Consider the following 19528-nt stretch of genomic DNA (forward strand, 5'->3'; position numbering starts at 1 on the left):
CTCATCGAGCGCACGGCATGCTCCAAGATCTGATCCGCCAGTTTGGCTATCCGGCACTGGTACTGGGCACCTTCCTCGAGGGTGAGGTATCCCTGCTGCTGGCCGCCTACATGGCCGTGCGCAACGTGTTGGAAATCGAATGGGTGGCGCTGTGCGCCTTCCTCGGCACATTTGCCAGCGATCAGCTGTGGTACTACCTCGGCCGTCGTCATGGCCGCGCGCTGCTGGCGCGCAAACCCCGCTGGCAACCGCTGGGCGAACGCGCCAGCGCGCTGATCAGGCGTTATCCGGACCTGTGGGTGCTGTGTTTTCGCTTCCTCTACGGCCTGCGCACGGTGATGCCGCTGACCATCGGCCTGTCCGGTTATTCCTGGCGCCGCTACCTGCTGCTCGACGCCATCGGCGCCGGCGTCTGGGCCGGCGGCATCAGCCTGCTGGCCTACAGTCTGGGCAATGCCATGGGGGGTTTGCTGGAAGAGTTGCGCAACTATCAGGTGATCCTGCTGGCCGCTGTGGTGCTGCTGCTTGCGCTCGCCTGGCTAAACCGGTGGCGTCAGCGCCGGCGCGGCTGAACCGCGGGCCAGCCAGATGCCGAGCAGGCTGGCCAGGCTGTAAGCGACAAGCCAGGTCCAGGCCCTGGCATCCAACGTCAGCATGCCCAGTTCACCGGCCAGCCAGAACGCCGGCAGGTTGCTCACCAGGCGCAGGCACTCCATCTGCCAGGCATTGCTGCGGTTTTCCAGCCACAGGCCGATGCTGCAAAGACCCAGCGCCATCCATAGACAGGCCAGCAGCACCGCACCGATCGAAAGGGCATCACCCTGTGCCAGCAGCCATACGCCGGCCAGCAGATAGCAGACGAACTGCAACAGCGCGTAGACCTGCGCGCCACGCCCGAGCGGCACCTCGAACTTGCGGAAGTTGCTCAGGTCCGCCTTGGCCTGCGGATAACGCGCAGCCACGTCGGCCGGGCGCCAACCGGTGGGCATGAACCAGATGCGCAGGCGGTCCCACCCGGAGCTGGCGCGCCTGGCATCGCTCCACAGCCCGGCGTAGACCTGCAGATTGGCCCACAGCGGATTCCAGCTGGCCAGCGGCACGGTCACGCCGAAGATCACCGGTTCCTCGTCCAGCTCCTCCTGAAAGGTGCCAAAAAGCCGGTCCCATACAATGAACACACCGCCGTAATTGCGATCCATGTAGATAGGATTCTGCGCATGGTGCACGCGGTGATTGGACGGTGTGATGAACAGCCACTCGAACCAGCCCAGCTTGGGGATGTGGCGGGTATGCACCCAGAACTGATAGAGCAGGTTCAGGGCGGCGACGGTGAGGAACACCAGTGGCGGTACACCGACCACGGCCATCGGCAGGTAGAAGATCCAGCCGAAGATGAAACCGGTACTGGTCTGGCGCAAGGCGGTGGAGAGGTTGTAGTCCTCGCTCTGGTGATGCACCGCATGCGCGGCCCAGAGCACATTGCGCTCATGGCCCAGGCGGTGGTTCCAGTAGTAGCAGAAGTCATAGAAGACGAAGGCGAAAACCCAGACCCAGAGGCTGCCTTCGGACAGCTCGAAGAGCGCCAGCTGCTCCCAGACGAAGGCATAGGTAAGCAGGCCGACCACCTTGGTGAGAATACCGGTGGCCTGCGACAGCACGCCGGCGCTGAGGCTGTTGAGCGCATCGGCCAGGCGATAGGTGCGCATGCCGCGCCAGCGGTCAGCGAGCAGCTCCAGGCCGATCAGCAGAAAGAAGAAGGGCACTGCGTAGAGAACGTAATTCATGACCGCGCCATATCGTTGTACTTGTGTCGGGAATGAGCTGATATTCATCCTATGCGCAGCTTCGCCAGGCTTCGCGGCGGCAAGTGACAGCACGAGTGGCATTTGGCGACAACCTTAGAATCAGTAACACCCGCGCCCGCATCAAGGTCGCGTCTTTCCTCACCAGGAGTCGAGCATGAGCAAGAAAGTGGCAGTGATTCTGTCCGGCTGTGGCGTCTACGATGGCGCCGAGATCCATGAAAGCGTGATTACCCTGTTGCGCCTCGACCAGCGTGGCGCCGAGGTCCAGTGTTTCGCACCCAACGTGCCGCAGTTGCACGTGGTCGATCACTACAGCGGCGACGAGATGGACGAGACGCGCAATGTGCTGGTGGAGTCGGCGCGTATCGCCCGCGGCCAGATCAAGGACGTCAAACAGCTGCACGCCGCCGAGTTCGACGCGCTGATCATGCCCGGCGGTTTCGGCGTGGCGAAGAACCTTTCCGACTTCGCCACCAATGGCGCCGGCTGCACGGTGCAACCGGACGTGCTGGCCGCGTGCAAGGCCTTCGTCGATGCCGGCAAGCCGGTCGGTCTGATGTGCATCGCGCCGGCACTGGCGGCGAAGATCTTCGGCGCTGGCGTGGTATGCACCATCGGCAGCGATCACGACACCGCCGCGGCCCTGACCCAGATGGGCGCCGAGCACCATGAGTGCGAGGTCAGCGAGATCGTCGAGGATGAGCAACGCAAACTGGTGACCACCCCCGCCTACATGCTCGCCAAATCCATCGCCGAGGCGGCATCGGGCATCAACAAGATGGTCGACCGCGTGCTGGAGCTGACGCACCACTGAGAGGGCGCCTGAGGCAGGAGCGGAGTCATCCGCGAAGCTGGCTGGCGTCATGCCAGGCACATCGCGAATGAATTCGCTCCTACAATAGCCACACGACACGCCGATCCGGACATTGCCAAAGGCAGTCCGGCATTGCCTATGGCCAAACCCTTCAAGCTGCGTCAGCGTGACAGGCACCGATCGACGGAGCCACCACGCATGTCAGCCCCCTTCCCCCTCGACACCGACCTGCAACAGGCGGTGACTGCCTTCTTCCAGCGCATCCCGTTCAACCAGTTTCTCGGCATCGAGATCGCTGAACTGAGCGAGGAGCAGGTGACCATGCACCTGCCGATGAAGCCCGAGCTGATCGGCAACTTCGTCCACGGCATCCTGCACGGCGGGGTGATTTCCTCACTGCTCGACGTCTGTGGCGGCGCCATGGCGCTGATCGGCGCCTTCGCCAACCACCAGCACCTGCCGGCAGCCGAGCGCATGAGCAAGCTGTCCAAACTCGGCACCATCGACCTGCGCATCGACTATCTGCGCCCCGGACGCGGCCAGCGCTTCACCGCCACGGCCATGCCGCTGCGGGCGGGCAACAAGGTGGCGGTGATTCGCATGGAGCTGCACAACGATGAAGGCGTGCTGGTGGCCGTGGGCACCGGCACCTATCTGTGTGGCTGACAGAGCGTTTGTCATCCCCGGATTTCATCCGGGCTACAGCACTGAACGGATGCCTCTGTAGGAGCGAGCTCTGCTCGCGAAGCGCCCAGCCTCAGGAAATTCGCGAGCAGAGCTCGCTCCTACGGTCATTGCCTAGTTAGCCGGGGCCGCTAGCGACTCAAGCGCGTCAGGATACGATCCAGCGCATTGGCAAAGGCCTGTCGATCCTTCTCCGAATAGGGAGCCTGACCGCCGCCGACCTGGCCCTGCTCGCGCAGGTCGGTGAACAGGTTACGTACCGCCAGGCGCTCGCCCATGTTGCGCTCGTCGAACTCACGGCCACGCGGGTCGAGCGCAGCGACGCCCTTCTTCACCAGGCGGTCGGCCAGCGGCACGTCACTGCAGATCACCAGTTCGCCGGGCACGGCGTACTCGACCAGATGATCGTCGGCCGCATCCGGCCCGCTGGGTACCACGATCAGTTTCACGCAGGCGAAATTCGGCCGGGCCACGGCCTGCCCGGCCACCAGCACCACCTCGAAACCCCGCTTGAGGGCGAACTTGACCACCTGATCCCGCGCCGCCCGAGGGCAAGCGTCGGCGTCGATCCATACGCGCATGCAGCAACTTCCGCAGAGAAACCAGCGCCCAGTATGCCAGCAGGCGAGCGTCTCAGAGATTGTAGAAAGGCTCGCAGCGCTCCCGCACGGCTCGCGACAGGTTGTCGTCGGCCAACTCGATCAGATCCAGCTCCACCTCGTCCGGCAGCAGCTCGGCCACCAGCGCAGCCAAACGCCGCTGGCCTTGCAGGTCGGCACCGGAAATCGCCAGCAGCAATCTTGGCTGCGGGCCGATGGCCGGGTCACGCAACGCAGCGAGAAAGGCTTCACGCACGTCGAGTTGTGCACAGGCTGCTGACAGCGCCTGCTCCAGGGTGGGATGACGCAAAGGGGCCAACGCCAGATCGGGACTGTCGGCGTAATGAGTGGAATGGATCGGAGAAGACATGCGTGCACTCGGCAAAGGAATTGGAATCAGCCTAGGTGCACTGAGACTCGTTGTCGTGGCAGCGGTTCACGCTATTGACAGCGGAGCGGTGAAACCGCCCCGCGTCACGCCATCAGGCCTGCTCGGCCAGGCGTCGGCGCTCACCCAGCAGGCTGCGCCCATAGAGCAACGCAATACCGGCCAGGGCCAGGCCCTGCGCTGCAAGACTCCAGGCGTCGGCGTGAATGCCCAGCCAGTCGAACTCGAAGAACGCCACCGGGCGCGTGCCGAGCACGCCGGCTTCCTGCAGCGCCGCTACGCCATGGCCGGCGAAGACCACGGACAGCACGCACAGCAGCACCGCATTGATGCCGAAGAAGGTCGCCAGCGGCAGCTTGCGCGAGCCACGCAGGATCACCCAGGCCAGGCCGATCAGCAGCACCAGCGCGGCCGCAGCACCGGCCAGCACGGCACCGTGCCCGGCAGGGCCAGCCTGCAGCCAGAGGGTTTCGTAGAACAGGATGACTTCGAACAGCTCGCGATAGACCGAGAAGAACGCCAGCACGGCGAAGCCGAAACGTCCGCCGCCGCCCACCAGGCTGCTCTTGATGTAATCCTGCCAGGCCGCGGCATGGCGGCGGTCATGCATCCAAACGCCGACCCACAGCAGCACGACGCTGGCAAACAGCGCGGTGATACCTTCGAGCAGTTCGCGCTGGGCGCCGCTGACGTCGATCACGTAAGCCGCCACCGCCCAGGTGGCGACCCCGGCGAGCAGTGCCAGGCCCCAGCCGAAGTGAACGCTGCGCACCGCCTGCTGCTGCCCGGTGTTACGCAGAAAGGCGAGAATCGCCGCCAGTACGAGAATGGCTTCCAGGCCTTCACGCAGCAGAATCAGCAGGCTGGCGAAGAAGCTCAGGCTACCGTCCATGGCGCCATCGGCGAGCAGCGCGGCGGACTTGTCCAGCTCGATCTTGGCCAGCTCCAGCGCCTGAGCCGCCTGCGCAACGCCGGCGCTGTCCTGCAGCGCCTGCCGGTAGGCCATCAGAGCTCGCTCGGTGGTCTTGCGCTGCACCGCATCGAGGTTGTCGAGGGCGCTTTCGACCAACTCGAAACCTTCCAGATAGGCCCCAACGGAAAGGTCATAGGCCTGCTCGCGGTCACCATCGCGGTAGGCCTGCAGGCTGCGTTCCAGAGTTGTGCGGGTGTAGCCGATCAGTTGCTGCGGGCCGCGCTGCTCCAGCACCGGATGCGCGCGCTGAGCTCGGAACGCGGCGACATCGCCCCCGCCAGCGGCGATCTCGGCAGGCGTGCGGCCGGCCAGCTCGCTCATGGCGAAACGTGCCTTGCCCTGCGCCGGCGCAGCGGTGAAGCCAGCGATATAGACAGCCAGATCCCAGCGCTGACGGTCGTCGAGCTGGTCGGCGAAGGCCGGCATGTCGGTGCCCTCGATGCCCAGGCCGAGGGTGTTATAGAGATCGTAAAGGCTCAGCCGATCCAGGCGCGCGGCGTCGCGCAGATTGGCCGGCGGCGGCTCCAGACCGATGCCGGCCGGGCCGTCGCCCTGGCCGGTATCGCCATGGCACACCGAGCAGTGCTGGGCGTAGAGCGGCGCACCACGCTCCGGGTCCGGTGTCAGTACCGGGGTCAGTGACACAGCATAAAGATCGGCCAGGCGCGCGCCCAGCTGGCGTGCAGCGCTGGAGACTTCCTCACCGGGCCTGCGCTGGGTAACGGCCTGGCGCAGCTCAGCCACGCCCTGCTCCAGCTCGGCCCGCCCAGCCTGGGCCGGCAGGGCGACGATCAGCCCCTGCAGCACATCGAGGAACTCCAGCTGCTCCTGGTATTCGCCAGCGTCGACGACCTGGCCATCGGCGACAGTGGCGGGGTAGTCAGCACCGATATAACCAATCAGATGCAGCGCCTGGGCGGCGCCATCCAGGGGCTCGCCGACGGCGATAAAGCTGAGGCAGGCCAGCAGTGGCAGCACCAGCCAGGAAAGGGGGAAACGAAAGCGGATCATTAATGCATCCCAAACGAGAATGGGTGGCATTAAATTGTTGCCGGCCTAACGGCTCAGCACAAGAACAATCTGAAATATCTCGTAACATTCAGCCGAACGGGTCGTTGCAGCGAATGGCCCCGACCGACATCCGGTCGAGACCAAACGAGACTCAGACGGCGGCGCGCTTGACCGTGGCCAGCAGGCCGGCAGCGGCGGCGAACAACGCAGCGAAACTGCGGTTCATGACCCGCTGCTGGCGCGGCGTGCGCAGCAGACGCAGCACACGCGAGGCGAGGCCGGTATAGCCGGCCATGACGATCAGGTCCACGGCGATCATGGTCACGCCCATCACCAGGTACTGCGCCACCAGCGGCGCATGCGGATTGATGAACTGCGGCAATACCGCGAGCATGAAGACGATCGCCTTGGGATTGCTGAAATTGACCAAGAAACCACGCAAAACCAGAGTCAGCGGCCGGCCAATGGGACGCTCGGCCGCACCGGCATCCAAATCGCTGGGCAGCGCGACCCATTGTTTGTAGGCGAGGAACACCAGATAGGCCACGCCGAACCATTTGATCAGGCTGAAAGCCAGGGCCGAGGTGGCCAGAACGGCGCCCACGCCGGCAGCTACGATAGCGATCTGCAGCGCCAGACCGAGCTGCAGGCCGAGCGCGTTCCAGTAGCCACGCCAGAAGCCGTATTGCATGCCGGCCGACATCGAGGCCACGGCACCGGCGCCCGGCGACAGGCTGATCACCCAGCAGGCGACGAAGAAAGCGAGCCAGGTTTCCAATGCCATGATGCGTACCTCGAGAAGCTGAAATCAGGGGAGAGCGCTACAGCCTACTCCTGCCCCCGTACTCAGCGCCAGCGGCGCACCGACTTCTGGAAGAACAGGCTGTTGGGCACCTGCAACAACGCGCCGGCGGCGTTTTCGTCGAGGTCCTGCAGGGTGGTATAGAACAGGTTGATGGCGATCACCCGCCCCTTAACGCCAGGCTTGTCGGCGCTTTCGATGACTTCGACGGTATCGCCCAGGCGGAACGGGCCCATGGTGAAGATCAGCAGCGCGCAGAACATGTTCGACAGCACGCTCCAGATGGCGAAGAACGCCACCGCAGCGACGGCAGTGAAACCGGTCAGCGCCGTCCACAGCACGTTGGCTGAAACGCCCAGGCGCTCCAGCACCATGAGCAACGCGCTGCCCATGATCAGCCAGCGCACCAGGCCGCGCAGCGGTTGCAGCACCTCGGCCGGCAGCAGGCTGTAACGTTCGCCGAGACGACTGATGGCGCGGGTGAGAATGCGCTGAGCGATCCATGCCAGCAGGATGATCAGCAGTACCTGGCCGGCACGAATCAGTGGCTCGCGCCAGGCCATCAGCAGTTCCAGCTGTTCCATTACTCGGCTTCCTCCAGTTGCTGCTGCAACGCCTCCAGGGTTTCCAGCGCCAGCAGCCAGGCCTCCTCCAACTCGGCTTCACGCGCCTTGAGCTGCGCCTGTTCGGCCAGGCGCTGGCGCAGCTCGTCCTTGCGCGCGGTTTCGTACAGACCGCTGTCGCCCAACTGCGCTTCCACGGCGGCGAGCTTTTCCTGCACCTTGCCCAGCTCCTGCTCCAGCTTCTCGGCCTGCCTCTTGTGCGGCGCCAGTTGCTGACGCAGCGCAGCGGCAGCCTGGCGCTGGGCACGCTTGTCGGTCTTGTCCGCGGCACCTTCGGCCGGCGCGCTGGGCGGTGCCTGGCGCTGACGGTAATCGACCAGCCAACGCGCATAGTCGTCCAGATCACCGTCGAACGGTACCACCCGGCCATCGGCGACCAGCAGGAACTCGTCGGTGGTGCTCTTGAGCAGATGGCGGTCGTGCGAGACCACCACCACGGCGCCAGCGAACTCCTGCAGGGCCATGGTCAGCGCCAGGCGCATTTCCAGGTCCAGGTGGTTGGTCGGCTCGTCGAGCAGCAGCAGGTTGGGTTTGCCCCAGGCGATCAATGCCAGGGCCAGACGTGCCTTCTCGCCACCGGAGAAATTCACCACCGGCTCGTCGCAGCGAGCACCGCGGAAGTCGAAACCACCGAGGAAGTCGCGCAGCGTCTGCTCGCGCTCGCTTGGCGCGATGCGCTGCAGGTGCAGCAGTGGGCTGGCCTTGTCGTCCAGCGCATCGAGCTGGTGCTGAGCGAAGTAGCCGATCACCAGGTTCTCGCCGCGGGTCAGGCTGCCACTCAGCGGCTGCAATTCGGCCGAGAGGTTCTTGATCAGCGTCGATTTGCCTGCGCCGTTGGGGCCGAGCAGGCCAATGCGCGCGCCAGGCACCAGGCTCAGCTTGACCTGCTGCAGCACGGCCTTGTCACCGTAGCCGAGGCGGCCTTCGCTGAGGCTGAGCAGCGGCGTGGAAATCTTCTCGGCCTCGCGGAAGACGAAGTCGAAGGGCGAGTCGACGTGCGCCGCACTCAGCTCCTCCATGCGCTCCAGCGCCTTGATCCGGCTCTGCGCCTGACGGGCCTTGGTGGCCTGGGCCTTGAAGCGGGCAATGTACTTTTCCATGTGCGCACGCTGCGCCTGCTGCTTCTCGTAGGCCTGCTGCTGCTGGGCCAGGCGTTCGGCGCGGGTACGCTCGAAGGCGGTGTAGCCGCCGCGATACAGGTTCAGCTTGCGCTGCTCGACATGGGCAACGTGATCGACCACGGCATCGAGAAAGTCGCGGTCGTGGGAGATCAGCAGCAAGGTGCCCGGGTAGCTCTGCAGCCAGCCTTCGAGCCAGAGAATCGCGTCCAGATCCAGGTGGTTGGTCGGCTCGTCGAGCAGCAGCAGGTCGGACGGACACATCAGCGCCTGGGCCAGGTTCAGGCGCATACGCCAACCGCCGGAGAAATCGCCGACACGGCGATCCATCTGCGCGTTCTCGAACCCCAGCCCCGCCAGCAGCTTGCGCGCGCGGGCGTCGGCTGTGTAGCCGTCGGCACTGTCCAGCTCACTGTGCAGGCGGGCGATGGCAGCGCCGTCGTGGCTCTGCTCGGCCGCGGCCAACTCGGCCTGCACGCGGCGCAGGTTGTGGTCGCCATCGAGCACGTAATCCACGGCCAGCCGCTCGAGGTCATCGACCTCCTGACGCATATGGGCGATACGCCAGTCAGCTGGCAGCAGGCAATCGCCGGCGTCCGGCGTCAGCTCGCCACGCAGCAAGGCGAACAGGCTGGATTTTCCGGCGCCGTTGGCACCGATCAGACCGGCCTTGTGACCGGCATGCAGGGTCAGCTCGGCGCCTTCGAGCAGGCGTTGCGGACCACGCTGTAGAGTGAGGTTCTGGAGTCGGATCATAATGGCCGCGGAGTCTATCAAATCGCCCCGGAGGCCGCGTGCAGGATCTGTGGAATTTCGCTCTCGAACTCTATGCCAGACCCGGCGTGGAAAAGGCCTGCCTGGAACTGCAGGACGCGGGTAATGACGTTTGCCTGCTGCTGACTGGCGCCTGGCTGCAGCAGCGTGGCGTACGCTGCCTGGATGAACGCCTGCTTGCCCTGACGGCAGTGGCCGGCGCCTGGCAGCGAGAGGTGATATCGCCCTTACGTCAGACACGACGCAACTGGCGCGCGGCAGCAGGCGAGGATGCCGAGCTGGCGGCCTTGCGCGAACAGATCAAGAAGCTGGAATTGCAGGCCGAGCGGGTATTGCTCGAACGGCTGCAGACGCTGGCCGAGAGCTGGTCTGGCGGGGCAGGAGAAGAGGACTGGCTGATTCGCCTGGCCGGAAATGACAGCGCCGCGCTGCAGGTGCTGCGCGGCGCCATCCATCTGCCTTAGGAGGCGCTCGGCGTACCGCTGCTGCTCACGGCAGGCGCAGCCGGCGCGGCTGGCGCAACCGGAGCTGCCGGCGCAGCAGCTGGCTTGGCTGCTGCCGGCTTGGCCGGGGCCTTCTTCGCTGCAGCCGGCTTCTTCGCAGCAGCGGGCTTGGCAGGCATGGCTTTAGCGGCGGGCTTCGCAGCAGGTTTTGCGGCAGCGGGTTTGGCGGCAGCTGGCTTGGCTGCTGGCTTACTGGCCGCTGCTGGCTTGGCCGGCGCTTTCGCTGCGGCTGGCTTTGCGGCTGGTTTGGCCGCCGGCTTGGCGGCAGCAGGTTTGGCGGCAGCCTTGGGCGCGGCCGGTTTAGCCGCTGCAGGCTTGCTGGCAACAGGTTTAGCCGCTGGCTTGCTGGCGACCGCGGGTTTGGCAGCCGGCTTGGCGGCCGCTTTGGCGGCAGCGGGTTTGGCCGGGGCCTTCTTCACCGCTGCTTTGGCGGCAGCGGGCTTCTTCGCCGCGGCCGGTTTGCTTGCAGGCTTGGCTGCCGGTGCGGCGGCCTTGGCTTCACGTGCGTCCAGCGCCTTGCCGGCAGCCTCCTTCACCTTGCCAACGCCCTGCGCCAGCTTCAGGCTTTCCTGAGCGTCACGCTTGAGCTGGGCGATGTAGGTACGGGTTTCGCTCTGGCTGGCCTTAAGCGCGTCGAGCAGCTCTTCCAGTTCGGCGACGGCATCCTTGGCCTTGGCCTGCGCCTTGGTCTTGCCGGCAACGGCGGCGTCCTGCAGTTTGCTGCGGGCCTTGTGCAGTTTTTCCTGAGCCTTGCCGCGCTGCTTCTCCAGTTTGGCGAGCAGTTTCTCGGCGTCGATCAGCGCTTGCGAGCAGGCATTTTCCAGATGTTCGAGCAGGCTGGCAGACAGTTGATGCAACAGGTGCAACGGGGTAGTCACGGACTTCTTCTTGGCCGACATGGCGCGCCTCCAGGCGGATGTGGATGCGCCCATACTAGACGCAGGCGAGGCGCCTCGCCATAGGCCTTTTGGTGATCGCAGCGCGGGCATCGCTCGCCTGGCATAATCGCAGGCATATCCACCGGGAGAAACCTCCATGAGCCGCGCCGTACTCGCCACCCTCGCACTCTGCTGCAGCCTGGCCGTGCAGGCCGACCAGCATCAGCAGGATCTGGCTTACAGCCTCGGTGTGCGCCTTGGCGAACGCCTGCATGAAGAGGTCCCCGACCTGCCGCTGAACGAGCTGCTCGAAGGCCTGCGCCAGGCTTACGAGGGCAAACCGCTGCGGCTTGAGGCAGGCCGCATCGAGCAACTGCTCGATGAGCACGAAGCCCGTATCGAAGCCTCGCCCCAGCGCCATGCCAAGGCCATCGAAGCCGAGCAGCGTTTTCTCGCCGAGGAAAGTCGCCGCCCCAACGTGCGGGCGCTGGCCAATGGCGTACTGGTGACCGAGCTCAGCCCTGGCAGCGGAGCCAAGCCCACTGCCCGCAGCCGGGTACAGGTAAGTTATCGCGGCGAACTGGCCGACGGCAGTGTCTTCGACGAGAGCACCACACCGCAGTGGTTTCGCCTGGACAGCCTGATCGCCGGCTGGCGCAGTGCATTGCTGCAGATGCCGAAGGGCGCGCACTGGCGCCTGGTGATTCCATCGGATCAGGCATACGGGGATGACGGTGCGGGCGATCTGATACCGCCCCATGCGCCTCTGGTCTTCGACCTGCGCCTGCTGGACGTAGCCGACTGAGCGCCGCCCTGATCCACAATGAAAAGCCCGGACTCAGATCCGGAATGCTGTTCACTTAAGGTGCTCGCGCTTGGCTCCCCTCTCCCATTTATGGGAGAGGGGCTGGGGGAGAGGGCTGAAAACACTGCAAAACTGCCAGTTTTCCCCTCGCCGAACGCGGCCCGCCCTAACCCTCTCCCCGGAGGGGCGAGGGGACTGATCGCGTTCGACCGTTTCCTATGTGAACAGCATTACGGACTCAGACCGGGCTTTTTTGACATCGAGCGTCAGAGCGCTTCGGCAGCCTGCTCCTGATGGGCGTTGTGCAACACCTCGATCAGGCAATCTTCCAGTTCGAAACGTTCGTGCAACAGCTGTCCCAGACGGTTGAGCTCGGCCACCAGCGAGGCATTGTCGCGGCTGTCGCCGTTGTCGCAACGATCATTGAAGGCCAGCGCGACCTCGGTGATGGCTTCGATACGCGGGTAGATCTGCTTGGCCAGTTCCAGGCCGCGCTGATCATTGAAGGCCTTGGCCTCGCTGGTCAGTTGCTCGTAGACCTCGAAGTGGCCAGCCGAGACGTAGTCCACCAGCAATTCGCAGAAGCCCTGCAGGGATTCACAATTGATGGCAGGGGCCTGAGGGGCCTTGGTGAGGGCGGTATAGGCCAGCACCAGTTCGCGGCGCTCGCCCAACCAGCGATCGATCAACTGGTGAACCCCACCCCAGCGTTCCTGCGCGTTCCGACATTTCTCGAGCATGATGAACCTCGCTTCCCTTATCGATAATGCCTGTTATAGGTCCGCTCCCGAGACGAACTTTATGGCTGCTCCTTGGCGGCCAGCCTTCGGGCCATCGCTGCGCGACGCTTAAAATCATTCCCGACGATTTTCTGTCAACCGGCGCTTGGTCTTGGGAAAGCAACCGCAAAATGGCGTTTTTCCGGCGGTGCGTGCGAGCCAGATTATGCCCGCGGGCACACACCATCAAGGCTAGCCACGAGAAAATTTCATACGAGCGTTTAATCGAGAAGCCACGAGCGGCGTGGCTTCGTGCGATACGCATTCTCAGTCGCGGCGCAGCAGCTGGAACAGGCAGAAGGCGAGCATGCCGATAAAGCCGAGCAGGCTCCACTCGGGGATGCTCATGCCGAACAGCGTCCACTTCACTTCAGCGCAATCGGCACTGCCCTGGAACACCAGGCGCACGATGTCCTGCATGGGCAGGGCTTGCATCATGAACTCGAGGCTCGGCAGACAGGCTTCGAGCTGGTCGGCCGGTACGCTCTGCAGCCAGATCTGCCGACCCGCGGTGGCGGCACCCGCGCCAGCGAACAGCAGGGCCAGTACCGCGTAGATGCGCCGACCGAGACGCCCCGGGCCATGGATCGCCGCGATCAGGCAGACCACACCAAAGAGAATCACGCAGATACGCTGCAACACGCACATCGGGCAGGGTTCCAGACCAACGACATGTTCCAGGTAAAGCGCAGCCGCCATCAGCACTACGCAGCCGATGAATGCCAGGAAAAACAGGGGACGCGGACTGGCCAATTGCATGGTGGCTCCGGAAGGGAAATCGAGGGCCGTACGGTAGAGTAAAGCGAGGGCGCCTTTCAAGGCGCCCTGTGGCTCAGAGCAGGCTGTTCATCAGGCCGGAACGCCCCTCCGTCAGCACCACGGAGCCTCTGCGGCAATCAGCCGCATCCATTCAGGCCGTGACGCCCTGCGGTTGCGGCAGCGGCGGCAAGCCCTGGTGCAGCAGGCCGAGACTCTCCAGCAGCAGTTGGTTGCTGCGTTCGAGTTCGCCCAGTTGCGCCAGCAGGCGCGCCAGTTCGGCACAGGTTTCCGGATGACGCTCGAGCTTAAGGCTGGTTTCGAAGTAGTCGCGCGCCTTGCCCCACAGCTGGTTCTGCAGGCACAGGCGACCCAGGGTCAACAGAAGGGCCGGATCCTCCGGATGCTGCTTGAGCCAGAGTTCGGCCGTTTGCAGCTGGCGCGCCGGGTCGGCGCCACGCAGCACACCATAGAAGCGCGCCAGGCGGCTGTCGTAACCCCGCTTGAGCGCGCCGCGCAGCACTTCCTCAGCTTCTTCCTGAGCGCCCAGGCGGCGCAGCTGCTCGACATAGGTGGCGATCAGCTCAGGCTCGTTGCGCAGGCTGGCTGACAGCTGGTTCCAGGCCTTGCTCAGCGGCTGCAAGGCGGTTTCCCCTTGCGCCAACCCGTACTCACCGACCTCGGCCAGGCGACCACGCCAGGTTTCGCGCTCCAGTTCGTCGAGCTCTGCGGCGGGTAGCGCCTTTTCCTTACGCAACTCCGGGAGCAGGCCGAGCAGTGCCGACCAGTCCTGACGCTGCAGATACAGACGCTGCAATTGTCGCAGTACCAGGTGATGACCTGGGTGGCGTTGACGCATGGCCTGCAGGGTTTCCAGCGCCGCGTCGCTGTCGCCCCGCTTGCGTTGCAGCTCGGCGTGGGTCAGAGCGATCGCCAGTTCGGCCTGTGGCTGCTTGTCCAGCGCGCGCTCGAGCAGTGCATCGCTCTGCTCGTGCTCGCCGAGTTTGCTGGCTGCCCGGGCGGCACCGAGGTAGTACATCAGCGGTTGGCTGTCGGCCTCGGCGGCGCGGGTCAGCTGGCGCTGAGCACGCGCCCAGCGGCCTTCGGCGAGATCCAGCATGCCCTGCTCGGAAGCCTGTCGCACGCGGCGAGTGCGGTGCAGGCGCGACCAGGGGTTGGCCAGACGCGTCGAGCTGAGCAGCAGACGCAGCGTCCACTTGATCAGGTAGTAAAGCACCAGCACGACCGCCAGCAGGCCAAGGAATGCCCAAAGCCCGGACTGGTAACGGAAGCCCTTGTAGGCGAACAGCACGTAACCACGATCAGCCTCGATGGCCAGGCTGAGCAGGTAAAGACCGCCGGCGATGGCCAGCAGTAGCAGAAGCCAGAACAGGCGTTTCATTGCGCCTCCCCGGCCGCGGCGGCCCCCTGCCGGCGTTGCGCCTGTTTACGTTGCAGGTAGGCCTGCAGCGTGTCGAGCGACTCGCTCAGATCCGGCACCTTGACCTCGATGCTGGCATCGGCCAACTCGCTGAAGCGCTGACGCAGGGCACGGCTGTCCGGGTTGTCCAGATTGAAGTGTGCGTCGAGGATTTCCTCGGCCTGCTTCAGCGACTGCTTGTACACACCGGTCTGACCATGCAGCGCAGCCCACTGCGCCTGTTCCAGCGCCAGCGACAGGCTCAGGCGGACCTGCGACAGGCTTTGCCCGGACAGCAGTGGACGGACGTTGCGATCGGCGTCGAATTCGATGCGGAAGTAGTCGGAAAGCTTCTTCGCCCACTCGCTCCACCAGGCGCTGCCATCGCCTTCCGCGGCCAGCTCGGAGAGTACATCGCCCTGCCCTTCGAGGGTCGGCGCCAGGGGATTGAGGGTGGCGGCCTGCTCACGCAGGGCGCCCAGTTGCAGGAACAGACCGACACGATCCGGCCGCGCCGTGGTGCGCAGCGCTTCCAGGCTGCGGCTGAGCTGTTCGCGGGCAGCGAAGGCGGCGGGATCGTCCTGGTCACGGAGGATATCGTCGGCCGCCTCGACCAGCGCCTCGGCCGAGGCCACATCCTGCAGCGCGGACAAGCGCAGCGTGGCCAGACGCAGCAGGTGCTCGGCCTCGTCCAGGCGCCAATCCTGGCGGCTGCCGTCGAGCATGCTTTCCAGGCGCTGGCTCATGCGCTGCTGATCGCTTTGCAGGTTGGCCAGCAGACGGCGGCGCTCGTCCAGCTCGGCGGCGCTGGGCAGGGCGGACAGGCGCGAATCCAGACGCTGGGCCAATTCATCCACTTGCTTCGCACTGTCGTCGCGGGTGCGCTGCAGGTCTTCAGCTTGCTGCTGATCCCTGCTTTGCATTTCGTGCAGCTGCCAGAGGCTCCAGCCGCCCGCGCCGGCACCCGCCAGGCCGATCAGCAAGGCCAAGGCGGCAAGCCCGCTGCCGCCGCCACTGCGAGGTGCCTGGGCGGATGAGGGGGTTGGCGTGGTCTTCACGGCTTCGCTGGCCGGATTTTCTTCTGGCGTCTTCGGGGTGGATGCTTCGCTCACGTATCCGTCCTTTTAGAGGGCGGCAGCCGGAAACTGCTCCAGCGCTGCCTGCAAGGCCGCGGCATTGGCGCCGCGACAGTCCACAACGATTTCCGCGCCCGCATCGCGCGCCTGCTCGGCAACACGCGGGCTGGGTACGAACAAGGGTAGCCGAGCCAAGGCCGGCCAGTCATCGCCAGCCAGCCGCAGCAGATGTTCGAAACCCTGCCCACTGCTGACAACCAGGCCGTTCAGGCGTTCCGCTCGCACGCACCGGCCAAGCTCGCCCGGCGCGTATTGCGGGAGCACGCGGCGATAAAGTGGCAGATAGTCGACCGTCACGCCTTGGCCGCGCAAGCGTTCGGCGAGGAATTCTCGGCCACCTTCCCCACGCAGGATCAGTACGCGTGGCGCAGGTGTCGCGGCAACAGCCTGGTGCAGCGCTGGCAGGGCAAGCAGCGCTTCGCTGTCATCGCCTGAGTCAGGGAAGTACACGCGCAAGCCCTGCTCGGCGAGCACCGCAGCGGTGGCGGCACCGACACTGAACCAGGGCAGATCGGGCGCCGGTGCGGCATGTCGCGCCAATAGCTGCAGGCCGATCCGCGCGGCCGGTTTGCTGACCACGATCACCGCGCAATAACGCTGCAGTTCGGCAAAGGTGCTGCGCTGCCCGGCGGTTTCGGCCAAGGCCTCGATGGCCAGCAGCGGCATGCAGTGGCTGGCCACACCCTGGGCGGCCAGGGTCTGCGCCAGCGCCGCACAGTCCTCGGCAGGCCGCGTCAGCAACAGGCGCCAGGTGCTCAAGGGTGCCCGGCCTCACCGTAAACGGCCTTGAGAATGGCATCGGCGCCCTGCGCCAGCAGCGCCTCGGCCACGCGTACGCCCAGCGCCTCGGCATCGCTGCTGGCAGCGCGTTCTTCGGCACGCAGCAACAGGCCTCCATCAGGTTGGCCGACCAGGCCGCGCAGCCAGAGTTGGTCACCTTCGAGCAGCGCATAGCAGGCGATAGGCACCTGGCAACCGCCATTGAGGTGCTTGTTCAGCGCGCGCTCGGCGGTCACCCGCAGGGCTGTCTCGTGATGGTGCAAGGGCGCCAGCAGCGCATGCACATCGCTGTCGGCACTGCGGCACTCGATGCCCACGGCGCCCTGGCCGCCGGCAGGCAGGCTGTCTTCGGCACTGATAGAGCTACGAATGCGATCCTCGAAGCCCAGGCGAATCAAGCCGGCGGCGGCAAGGATGATGGCGTCGTACTCGCCGGCATCGAGCTTGGCCAGACGGGTATTGACGTTGCCGCGCAGGAACTGGATTTTCAGATCGGGCCGGCGCGCCAGCAGCTGGGCCTGGCGACGCAGGCTGGAGGTACCGACCACGCTGCCGGCTGGCAGCGCATCGAGGCTGTCATAGGTGTTGGAGACGAAGGCGTCACGCGGGTCTTCACGCTCGCAGATGCAGTACAGGCCCAGCCCCTCGGGGAAGTCCATCGGCACGTCCTTCATCGAGTGCACGGCGATGTCGGCCTCGTTTTCCAGCAGGGCGGTTTCCAGTTCCTTGACGAACAGGCCCTTGCCACCGATTTTCGCCAGCGGCGCGTCGAGCAGCTTGTCGCCGCGGCTGACCATGGGCACCAGGCTGACCTTCAGGCCAGGGTGTGCCTGTTCCAGACGGGCTTTGACATACTCGGCCTGCCACAGGGCCAGGGCGCTCTTACGGGTGGCGATGCGAATTTCGCGGGACATGGGGCAATTCCAGAAAACGGATTGCCGCGAATCATAACAGGCTCGCCCATTACGGGCGCTGCCAGGCGGCCATAGGCCGCAGGTGTGTCGCTGATTGCAAAGACCGGGACGCCCTGACGTGCGAGGTAGGGCGTCAGAGTGACTGCATCAGTTTGCGTACACCGGCGACGTGGCGGCGACTCACCACCAGCGAATCTTCCTCCAGCCCCTTCAAAAACAGCTGGAAATGCCCGAGTGGCGTGCGCTGCAGGCGTTCGATGCGCTCGCGCGCGACCAGCGCATTGCGGTGGATGCGTACGAAGCGGTCACCGAATTCGTCCTCAAGCGCCTTGAGCGGCTCATCCAGCAGGACTTCGCCACCCTCATGGCGCAGGGTGACGTATTTGTGATCGGCGATGAAATAGATCACGTGATCCAGCGGAATCAGCTCGATGCCCTTACGGGTGCGGGCGCTGATGTGGGTGCGCGGACCACCGCCTGTCTCTGCGGCAGGGCGGGTCAGGGCAGCCAGCTGCACCCGGTTGGGCCGCTCGGCCTTTTTCAGGGCTTCGTTGAGGCTCTCGGGCCGTACCGGTTTGACCAGATAGCCGACGGCGCTGACCTGGAAGGCCTCCAGGGCGAATTCGTCGTGCGCCGTGCAGAAGATCACCGCAGGCGGAGCTTCGCGCTCGCACAACTTGGCAGCGACCTGCAGGCCATCGAGGCCGGGCATGCGGATATCCAGCAGGACCACATCCGGCTTGAGGCTATCGATCAGGGCCAAGGCTTCCTCGCCGTTGCTGGCGGCGGGCTCCAGGACCCGGTAACCCTCGAGCTCGCCGACCATGCGGCTCAGGCGCTCACGGGCAAGGGGTTCGTCATCGACGATCAGGACATTCATATTGCTCTGGCTTCCTGCGTGAGTCTCGCACAAGGATAGCGTAGACAGCTGTAATGACGGCCGTCACGGCGCTCCACGCTGAGACTCGCGCGGGGGCCAAAAAGTGCCGCCAGACGCGCATCGATATTACTCAGCGCTTGCTGCGTTCCCCGTGACGGGTGCTGCTCGCCCCGCTCTTCATACGGATTGCTGACACACAAGCTGAACACACCATCCTGGTAATCCGCCTCGATCCGCACCAGCCCACCTTCGACACGTGGCGCGATGCCATAGATCAGCGCATTTTCCAAAAGAGGCTGCAGGGTCAGCTGGGGAATCGGTAGATCCTCCGGCACACCTTCGACCTCCCACTGCAACTGTAGTCGCTCACCGAGCCGATAGTGCTCGATAGATAGATATCGTTTCGCCAGTTCCAGTTCCTCCTTCCACGGTACCAACGTGCCGGGTTTGGCCAGGCTGGCGCGAAACAGGTCGGACAGATCCAGCACCGCCTGCTCGGCCTTGTGTGGGTCGAGCGTGACCAGACTGGCGATGCTGTTGAGGCTGTTGAACAGAAAATGCGGGCGAATCCGCGCCTGCAACGATTCGATGCGTGCACGCAGCTCGGCCTGTTCCTGCCGTCGCCATTGGCTCTGCAGATAGAAATAGCGTAGCAGCAGTGCGGACATGATCAGGCTGATCAGAGCATGGCGCAGATAAAGATTCACCTCGCCACTGCGCGGCAACGGCCCGCCCAACTCGTAGTAGTCGGCCACCGCGGTGCAGCTCAAGGTCAGCACCACCACCATGGCGCAACACAAGCAACCCGCCAACGCCGGGCGCAGGCGTGCCAGCACGGGGCGCAGGCGACAGAGCACGGCCGCCGAGAGCAGCACGATCCACTGTACGAACAACGAGGTCAGGGCCAGGCGTACCCAGTCGAAGCCCGGCGTCATCGGTTCGGCGAGCACCAGCACCAGTACTAGCAGCTCGGCCAGCAGCACCATGCTCAGCAGGGCTTCCGGCTGGCACAGTTCCGGGACGAAGAAGTCGTCGATGGCAGTGTTGGATTTATTCTTGGCAAGCGATTGTGTGTGCATCGACGCA

General features: G+C 64.9%; 21 protein-coding genes. 5 read left to right on the top strand and 16 right to left on the bottom strand.

Features of this window, described 5'->3' with window-relative positions; all coding sequences use genetic code 11:
- Positions 1 to 17 precede the first annotated feature (17 nt).
- Positions 18 to 572, top strand: coding sequence for a DedA family protein (locus DXK50_RS02535; RefSeq protein ID WP_212629236.1), 555 nt, complete (start codon positions 18 to 20; stop codon positions 570 to 572).
- On the opposite strand, the gene DXK50_RS02540 is transcribed toward DXK50_RS02535, so the two are convergent.
- Positions 540 to 1784, bottom strand: coding sequence for a sterol desaturase family protein (locus DXK50_RS02540; protein WP_212629237.1), 1245 nt, complete (start codon positions 1782 to 1784; stop codon positions 540 to 542). The genes DXK50_RS02535 and DXK50_RS02540 overlap by 33 nt on opposite strands.
- Positions 1785 to 1959: 175 nt before the next feature.
- On the opposite strand from DXK50_RS02540, the gene elbB reads away from it, so the two are divergent.
- Both elbB and DXK50_RS02550 read left to right on the top strand, forming a co-directional pair.
- Positions 1960 to 2619 (top strand): isoprenoid biosynthesis glyoxalase ElbB, encoded by a 660-nt coding sequence (gene elbB / locus DXK50_RS02545; RefSeq protein ID WP_161865684.1) that lies wholly within the window; start codon positions 1960 to 1962, stop codon positions 2617 to 2619.
- A gap of 198 nt (positions 2620 to 2817) precedes the next feature.
- Positions 2818 to 3285 (top strand): thioesterase family protein, encoded by a 468-nt coding sequence (locus tag DXK50_RS02550; protein WP_212629238.1) that lies wholly within the window; start codon positions 2818 to 2820, stop codon positions 3283 to 3285.
- Positions 3286 to 3434: 149 nt separating this feature from the next.
- Here DXK50_RS02550 and DXK50_RS02555 read toward each other — a convergent pair whose 3' ends face one another.
- The 6 genes from DXK50_RS02555 to abc-f all read right to left on the bottom strand — a co-directional run bounded on the left by DXK50_RS02555 (position 3435) and on the right by abc-f (position 9573).
- Positions 3435 to 3884 (bottom strand): YaiI/YqxD family protein, encoded by a 450-nt coding sequence (locus DXK50_RS02555; RefSeq protein WP_212629239.1) that lies wholly within the window; start codon positions 3882 to 3884, stop codon positions 3435 to 3437.
- A 52-nt stretch (positions 3885 to 3936) separates the two neighbouring features.
- Positions 3937 to 4272, bottom strand: a complete 336-nt coding sequence (locus DXK50_RS02560; RefSeq protein ID WP_024306426.1) for an enhanced serine sensitivity protein SseB C-terminal domain-containing protein — start codon at positions 4270 to 4272, stop codon at positions 3937 to 3939.
- 112 nt (positions 4273 to 4384) lie between these two features.
- A complete protein-coding gene (locus DXK50_RS02565) occupies positions 4385 to 6274 on the bottom strand; it encodes a cytochrome c/FTR1 family iron permease (RefSeq protein WP_212629240.1) in 1890 nt (629 codons plus the stop codon).
- 151 nt (positions 6275 to 6425) lie between these two features.
- Positions 6426 to 7058 carry a LysE family transporter gene (locus DXK50_RS02570; RefSeq protein WP_161865681.1) on the bottom strand — a complete coding sequence of 211 codons (633 nt, stop codon included), beginning with the start codon at positions 7056 to 7058 and terminating at the stop codon, positions 6426 to 6428.
- A gap of 62 nt (positions 7059 to 7120) precedes the next feature.
- Positions 7121 to 7660, bottom strand: a complete 540-nt coding sequence (locus DXK50_RS02575; protein WP_161865680.1) for a mechanosensitive ion channel family protein — start codon at positions 7658 to 7660, stop codon at positions 7121 to 7123.
- Positions 7660 to 9573: a ribosomal protection-like ABC-F family protein gene (gene abc-f, locus DXK50_RS02580; protein WP_212629241.1), complete on the bottom strand. Its 1914-nt coding sequence runs from the start codon at positions 9571 to 9573 to the stop codon at positions 7660 to 7662. The genes DXK50_RS02575 and abc-f overlap by 1 nt, the downstream gene beginning before the upstream one ends.
- A gap of 38 nt (positions 9574 to 9611) precedes the next feature.
- Between abc-f and DXK50_RS02585 the strand changes: the two genes are divergently transcribed.
- On the top strand, positions 9612 to 10055 hold the full coding sequence (locus DXK50_RS02585; protein WP_212629242.1) for a TIGR02444 family protein: 444 nt from the start codon (positions 9612 to 9614) through the stop codon (positions 10053 to 10055).
- Here DXK50_RS02585 and DXK50_RS02590 read toward each other — a convergent pair.
- A complete protein-coding gene (locus tag DXK50_RS02590) occupies positions 10052 to 10993 on the bottom strand; it encodes an AlgP family protein (RefSeq protein WP_212629243.1) in 942 nt (313 codons plus the stop codon). The two genes, DXK50_RS02585 and DXK50_RS02590, sit on opposite strands and share 4 nt — an antisense overlap.
- Before the next feature lie 136 nt (positions 10994 to 11129).
- On the opposite strand from DXK50_RS02590, the gene DXK50_RS02595 reads away from it, so the two are divergent.
- Positions 11130 to 11777 carry an FKBP-type peptidyl-prolyl cis-trans isomerase gene (locus DXK50_RS02595; RefSeq protein ID WP_161865676.1) on the top strand — a complete coding sequence of 216 codons (648 nt, stop codon included), beginning with the start codon at positions 11130 to 11132 and terminating at the stop codon, positions 11775 to 11777.
- A gap of 266 nt (positions 11778 to 12043) precedes the next feature.
- On the opposite strand, the gene DXK50_RS02600 is transcribed toward DXK50_RS02595, so the two are convergent.
- The 8 genes from DXK50_RS02600 to DXK50_RS02635 form a co-directional block, all read right to left on the bottom strand.
- Complete coding sequence (locus DXK50_RS02600) at positions 12044 to 12517, bottom strand: Rsd/AlgQ family anti-sigma factor (RefSeq protein ID WP_041769321.1); 474 nt, start codon at positions 12515 to 12517, stop codon at positions 12044 to 12046.
- Positions 12518 to 12823: 306 nt separating this feature from the next.
- A complete protein-coding gene (locus DXK50_RS02605) occupies positions 12824 to 13315 on the bottom strand; it encodes a disulfide bond formation protein B (RefSeq protein ID WP_161865675.1) in 492 nt (163 codons plus the stop codon).
- Between the two features lie 151 nt (positions 13316 to 13466).
- Positions 13467 to 14714, bottom strand: coding sequence for a heme biosynthesis HemY N-terminal domain-containing protein (locus DXK50_RS02610; protein WP_212629244.1), 1248 nt, complete (start codon positions 14712 to 14714; stop codon positions 13467 to 13469).
- On the bottom strand, positions 14711 to 15844 hold the full coding sequence (locus tag DXK50_RS02615) for a uroporphyrinogen-III C-methyltransferase (RefSeq protein WP_212629245.1): 1134 nt from the start codon (positions 15842 to 15844) through the stop codon (positions 14711 to 14713). Before DXK50_RS02615 ends, DXK50_RS02610 begins: the two co-directional genes overlap by 4 nt.
- 12 nt (positions 15845 to 15856) lie before the next feature.
- Positions 15857 to 16627, bottom strand: a complete 771-nt coding sequence (locus DXK50_RS02620; protein WP_161865672.1) for a uroporphyrinogen-III synthase — start codon at positions 16625 to 16627, stop codon at positions 15857 to 15859.
- Positions 16624 to 17562 carry a hydroxymethylbilane synthase gene (hemC, locus tag DXK50_RS02625; RefSeq protein WP_090434563.1) on the bottom strand — a complete coding sequence of 313 codons (939 nt, stop codon included), beginning with the start codon at positions 17560 to 17562 and terminating at the stop codon, positions 16624 to 16626. Before hemC ends, DXK50_RS02620 begins: the two co-directional genes overlap by 4 nt.
- Before the next feature lie 133 nt (positions 17563 to 17695).
- On the bottom strand, positions 17696 to 18442 hold the full coding sequence (locus tag DXK50_RS02630) for a LytR/AlgR family response regulator transcription factor (RefSeq protein WP_161865671.1): 747 nt from the start codon (positions 18440 to 18442) through the stop codon (positions 17696 to 17698).
- The gene (locus tag DXK50_RS02635) at positions 18439 to 19521 is read right to left on the bottom strand and encodes a sensor histidine kinase (protein ID WP_161865670.1); all 1083 of its coding nucleotides are present in this window, start codon (positions 19519 to 19521) and stop codon (positions 18439 to 18441) included. Before DXK50_RS02635 ends, DXK50_RS02630 begins: the two co-directional genes overlap by 4 nt.
- Positions 19522 to 19528: the final 7 nt, after the last annotated feature.

It is taken from the genome of Pseudomonas sp. KB-10, from assembly GCF_018221585.1.
In the GTDB taxonomy this organism is placed as follows: Bacteria; Pseudomonadota; Gammaproteobacteria; order Pseudomonadales; family Pseudomonadaceae; genus Aquipseudomonas; species Aquipseudomonas yangonensis.

What these genes read in the sequence shown, in the direction of transcription:
- DXK50_RS02535 (WP_212629236.1), top strand. Translation starts at nt 18, where the DNA reads ATGCTCCAAGATCTGATCCGCCAGTTTGGCTATCCGGCACTGGTACTG.
- DXK50_RS02540 (WP_212629237.1), bottom strand. Translation starts at nt 1,784, where the DNA reads ATGAATTACGTTCTCTACGCAGTGCCCTTCTTCTTTCTGCTGATCGGC.
- elbB (WP_161865684.1), top strand. Translation starts at nt 1,960, where the DNA reads ATGAGCAAGAAAGTGGCAGTGATTCTGTCCGGCTGTGGCGTCTACGAT.
- DXK50_RS02550 (WP_212629238.1), top strand. Translation starts at nt 2,818, where the DNA reads ATGTCAGCCCCCTTCCCCCTCGACACCGACCTGCAACAGGCGGTGACT.
- DXK50_RS02555 (WP_212629239.1), bottom strand. Translation starts at nt 3,884, where the DNA reads ATGCGCGTATGGATCGACGCCGACGCTTGCCCTCGGGCGGCGCGGGAT.
- DXK50_RS02560 (WP_024306426.1), bottom strand. Translation starts at nt 4,272, where the DNA reads ATGTCTTCTCCGATCCATTCCACTCATTACGCCGACAGTCCCGATCTG.
- DXK50_RS02565 (WP_212629240.1), bottom strand. Translation starts at nt 6,274, where the DNA reads ATGATCCGCTTTCGTTTCCCCCTTTCCTGGCTGGTGCTGCCACTGCTG.
- DXK50_RS02570 (WP_161865681.1), bottom strand. Translation starts at nt 7,058, where the DNA reads ATGGCATTGGAAACCTGGCTCGCTTTCTTCGTCGCCTGCTGGGTGATC.
- DXK50_RS02575 (WP_161865680.1), bottom strand. Translation starts at nt 7,660, where the DNA reads ATGGAACAGCTGGAACTGCTGATGGCCTGGCGCGAGCCACTGATTCGT.
- abc-f (WP_212629241.1), bottom strand. Translation starts at nt 9,573, where the DNA reads ATGATCCGACTCCAGAACCTCACTCTACAGCGTGGTCCGCAACGCCTG.
- DXK50_RS02590 (WP_212629243.1), bottom strand. Translation starts at nt 10,993, where the DNA reads ATGTCGGCCAAGAAGAAGTCCGTGACTACCCCGTTGCACCTGTTGCAT.
- DXK50_RS02595 (WP_161865676.1), top strand. Translation starts at nt 11,130, where the DNA reads ATGAGCCGCGCCGTACTCGCCACCCTCGCACTCTGCTGCAGCCTGGCC.
- DXK50_RS02600 (WP_041769321.1), bottom strand. Translation starts at nt 12,517, where the DNA reads ATGCTCGAGAAATGTCGGAACGCGCAGGAACGCTGGGGTGGGGTTCAC.
- DXK50_RS02605 (WP_161865675.1), bottom strand. Translation starts at nt 13,315, where the DNA reads ATGCAATTGGCCAGTCCGCGTCCCCTGTTTTTCCTGGCATTCATCGGC.
- DXK50_RS02610 (WP_212629244.1), bottom strand. Translation starts at nt 14,714, where the DNA reads ATGAAACGCCTGTTCTGGCTTCTGCTACTGCTGGCCATCGCCGGCGGT.
- hemC (WP_090434563.1), bottom strand. Translation starts at nt 17,562, where the DNA reads ATGTCCCGCGAAATTCGCATCGCCACCCGTAAGAGCGCCCTGGCCCTG.
- DXK50_RS02630 (WP_161865671.1), bottom strand. Translation starts at nt 18,442, where the DNA reads ATGAATGTCCTGATCGTCGATGACGAACCCCTTGCCCGTGAGCGCCTG.
- DXK50_RS02635 (WP_161865670.1), bottom strand. Translation starts at nt 19,521, where the DNA reads ATGCACACACAATCGCTTGCCAAGAATAAATCCAACACTGCCATCGAC.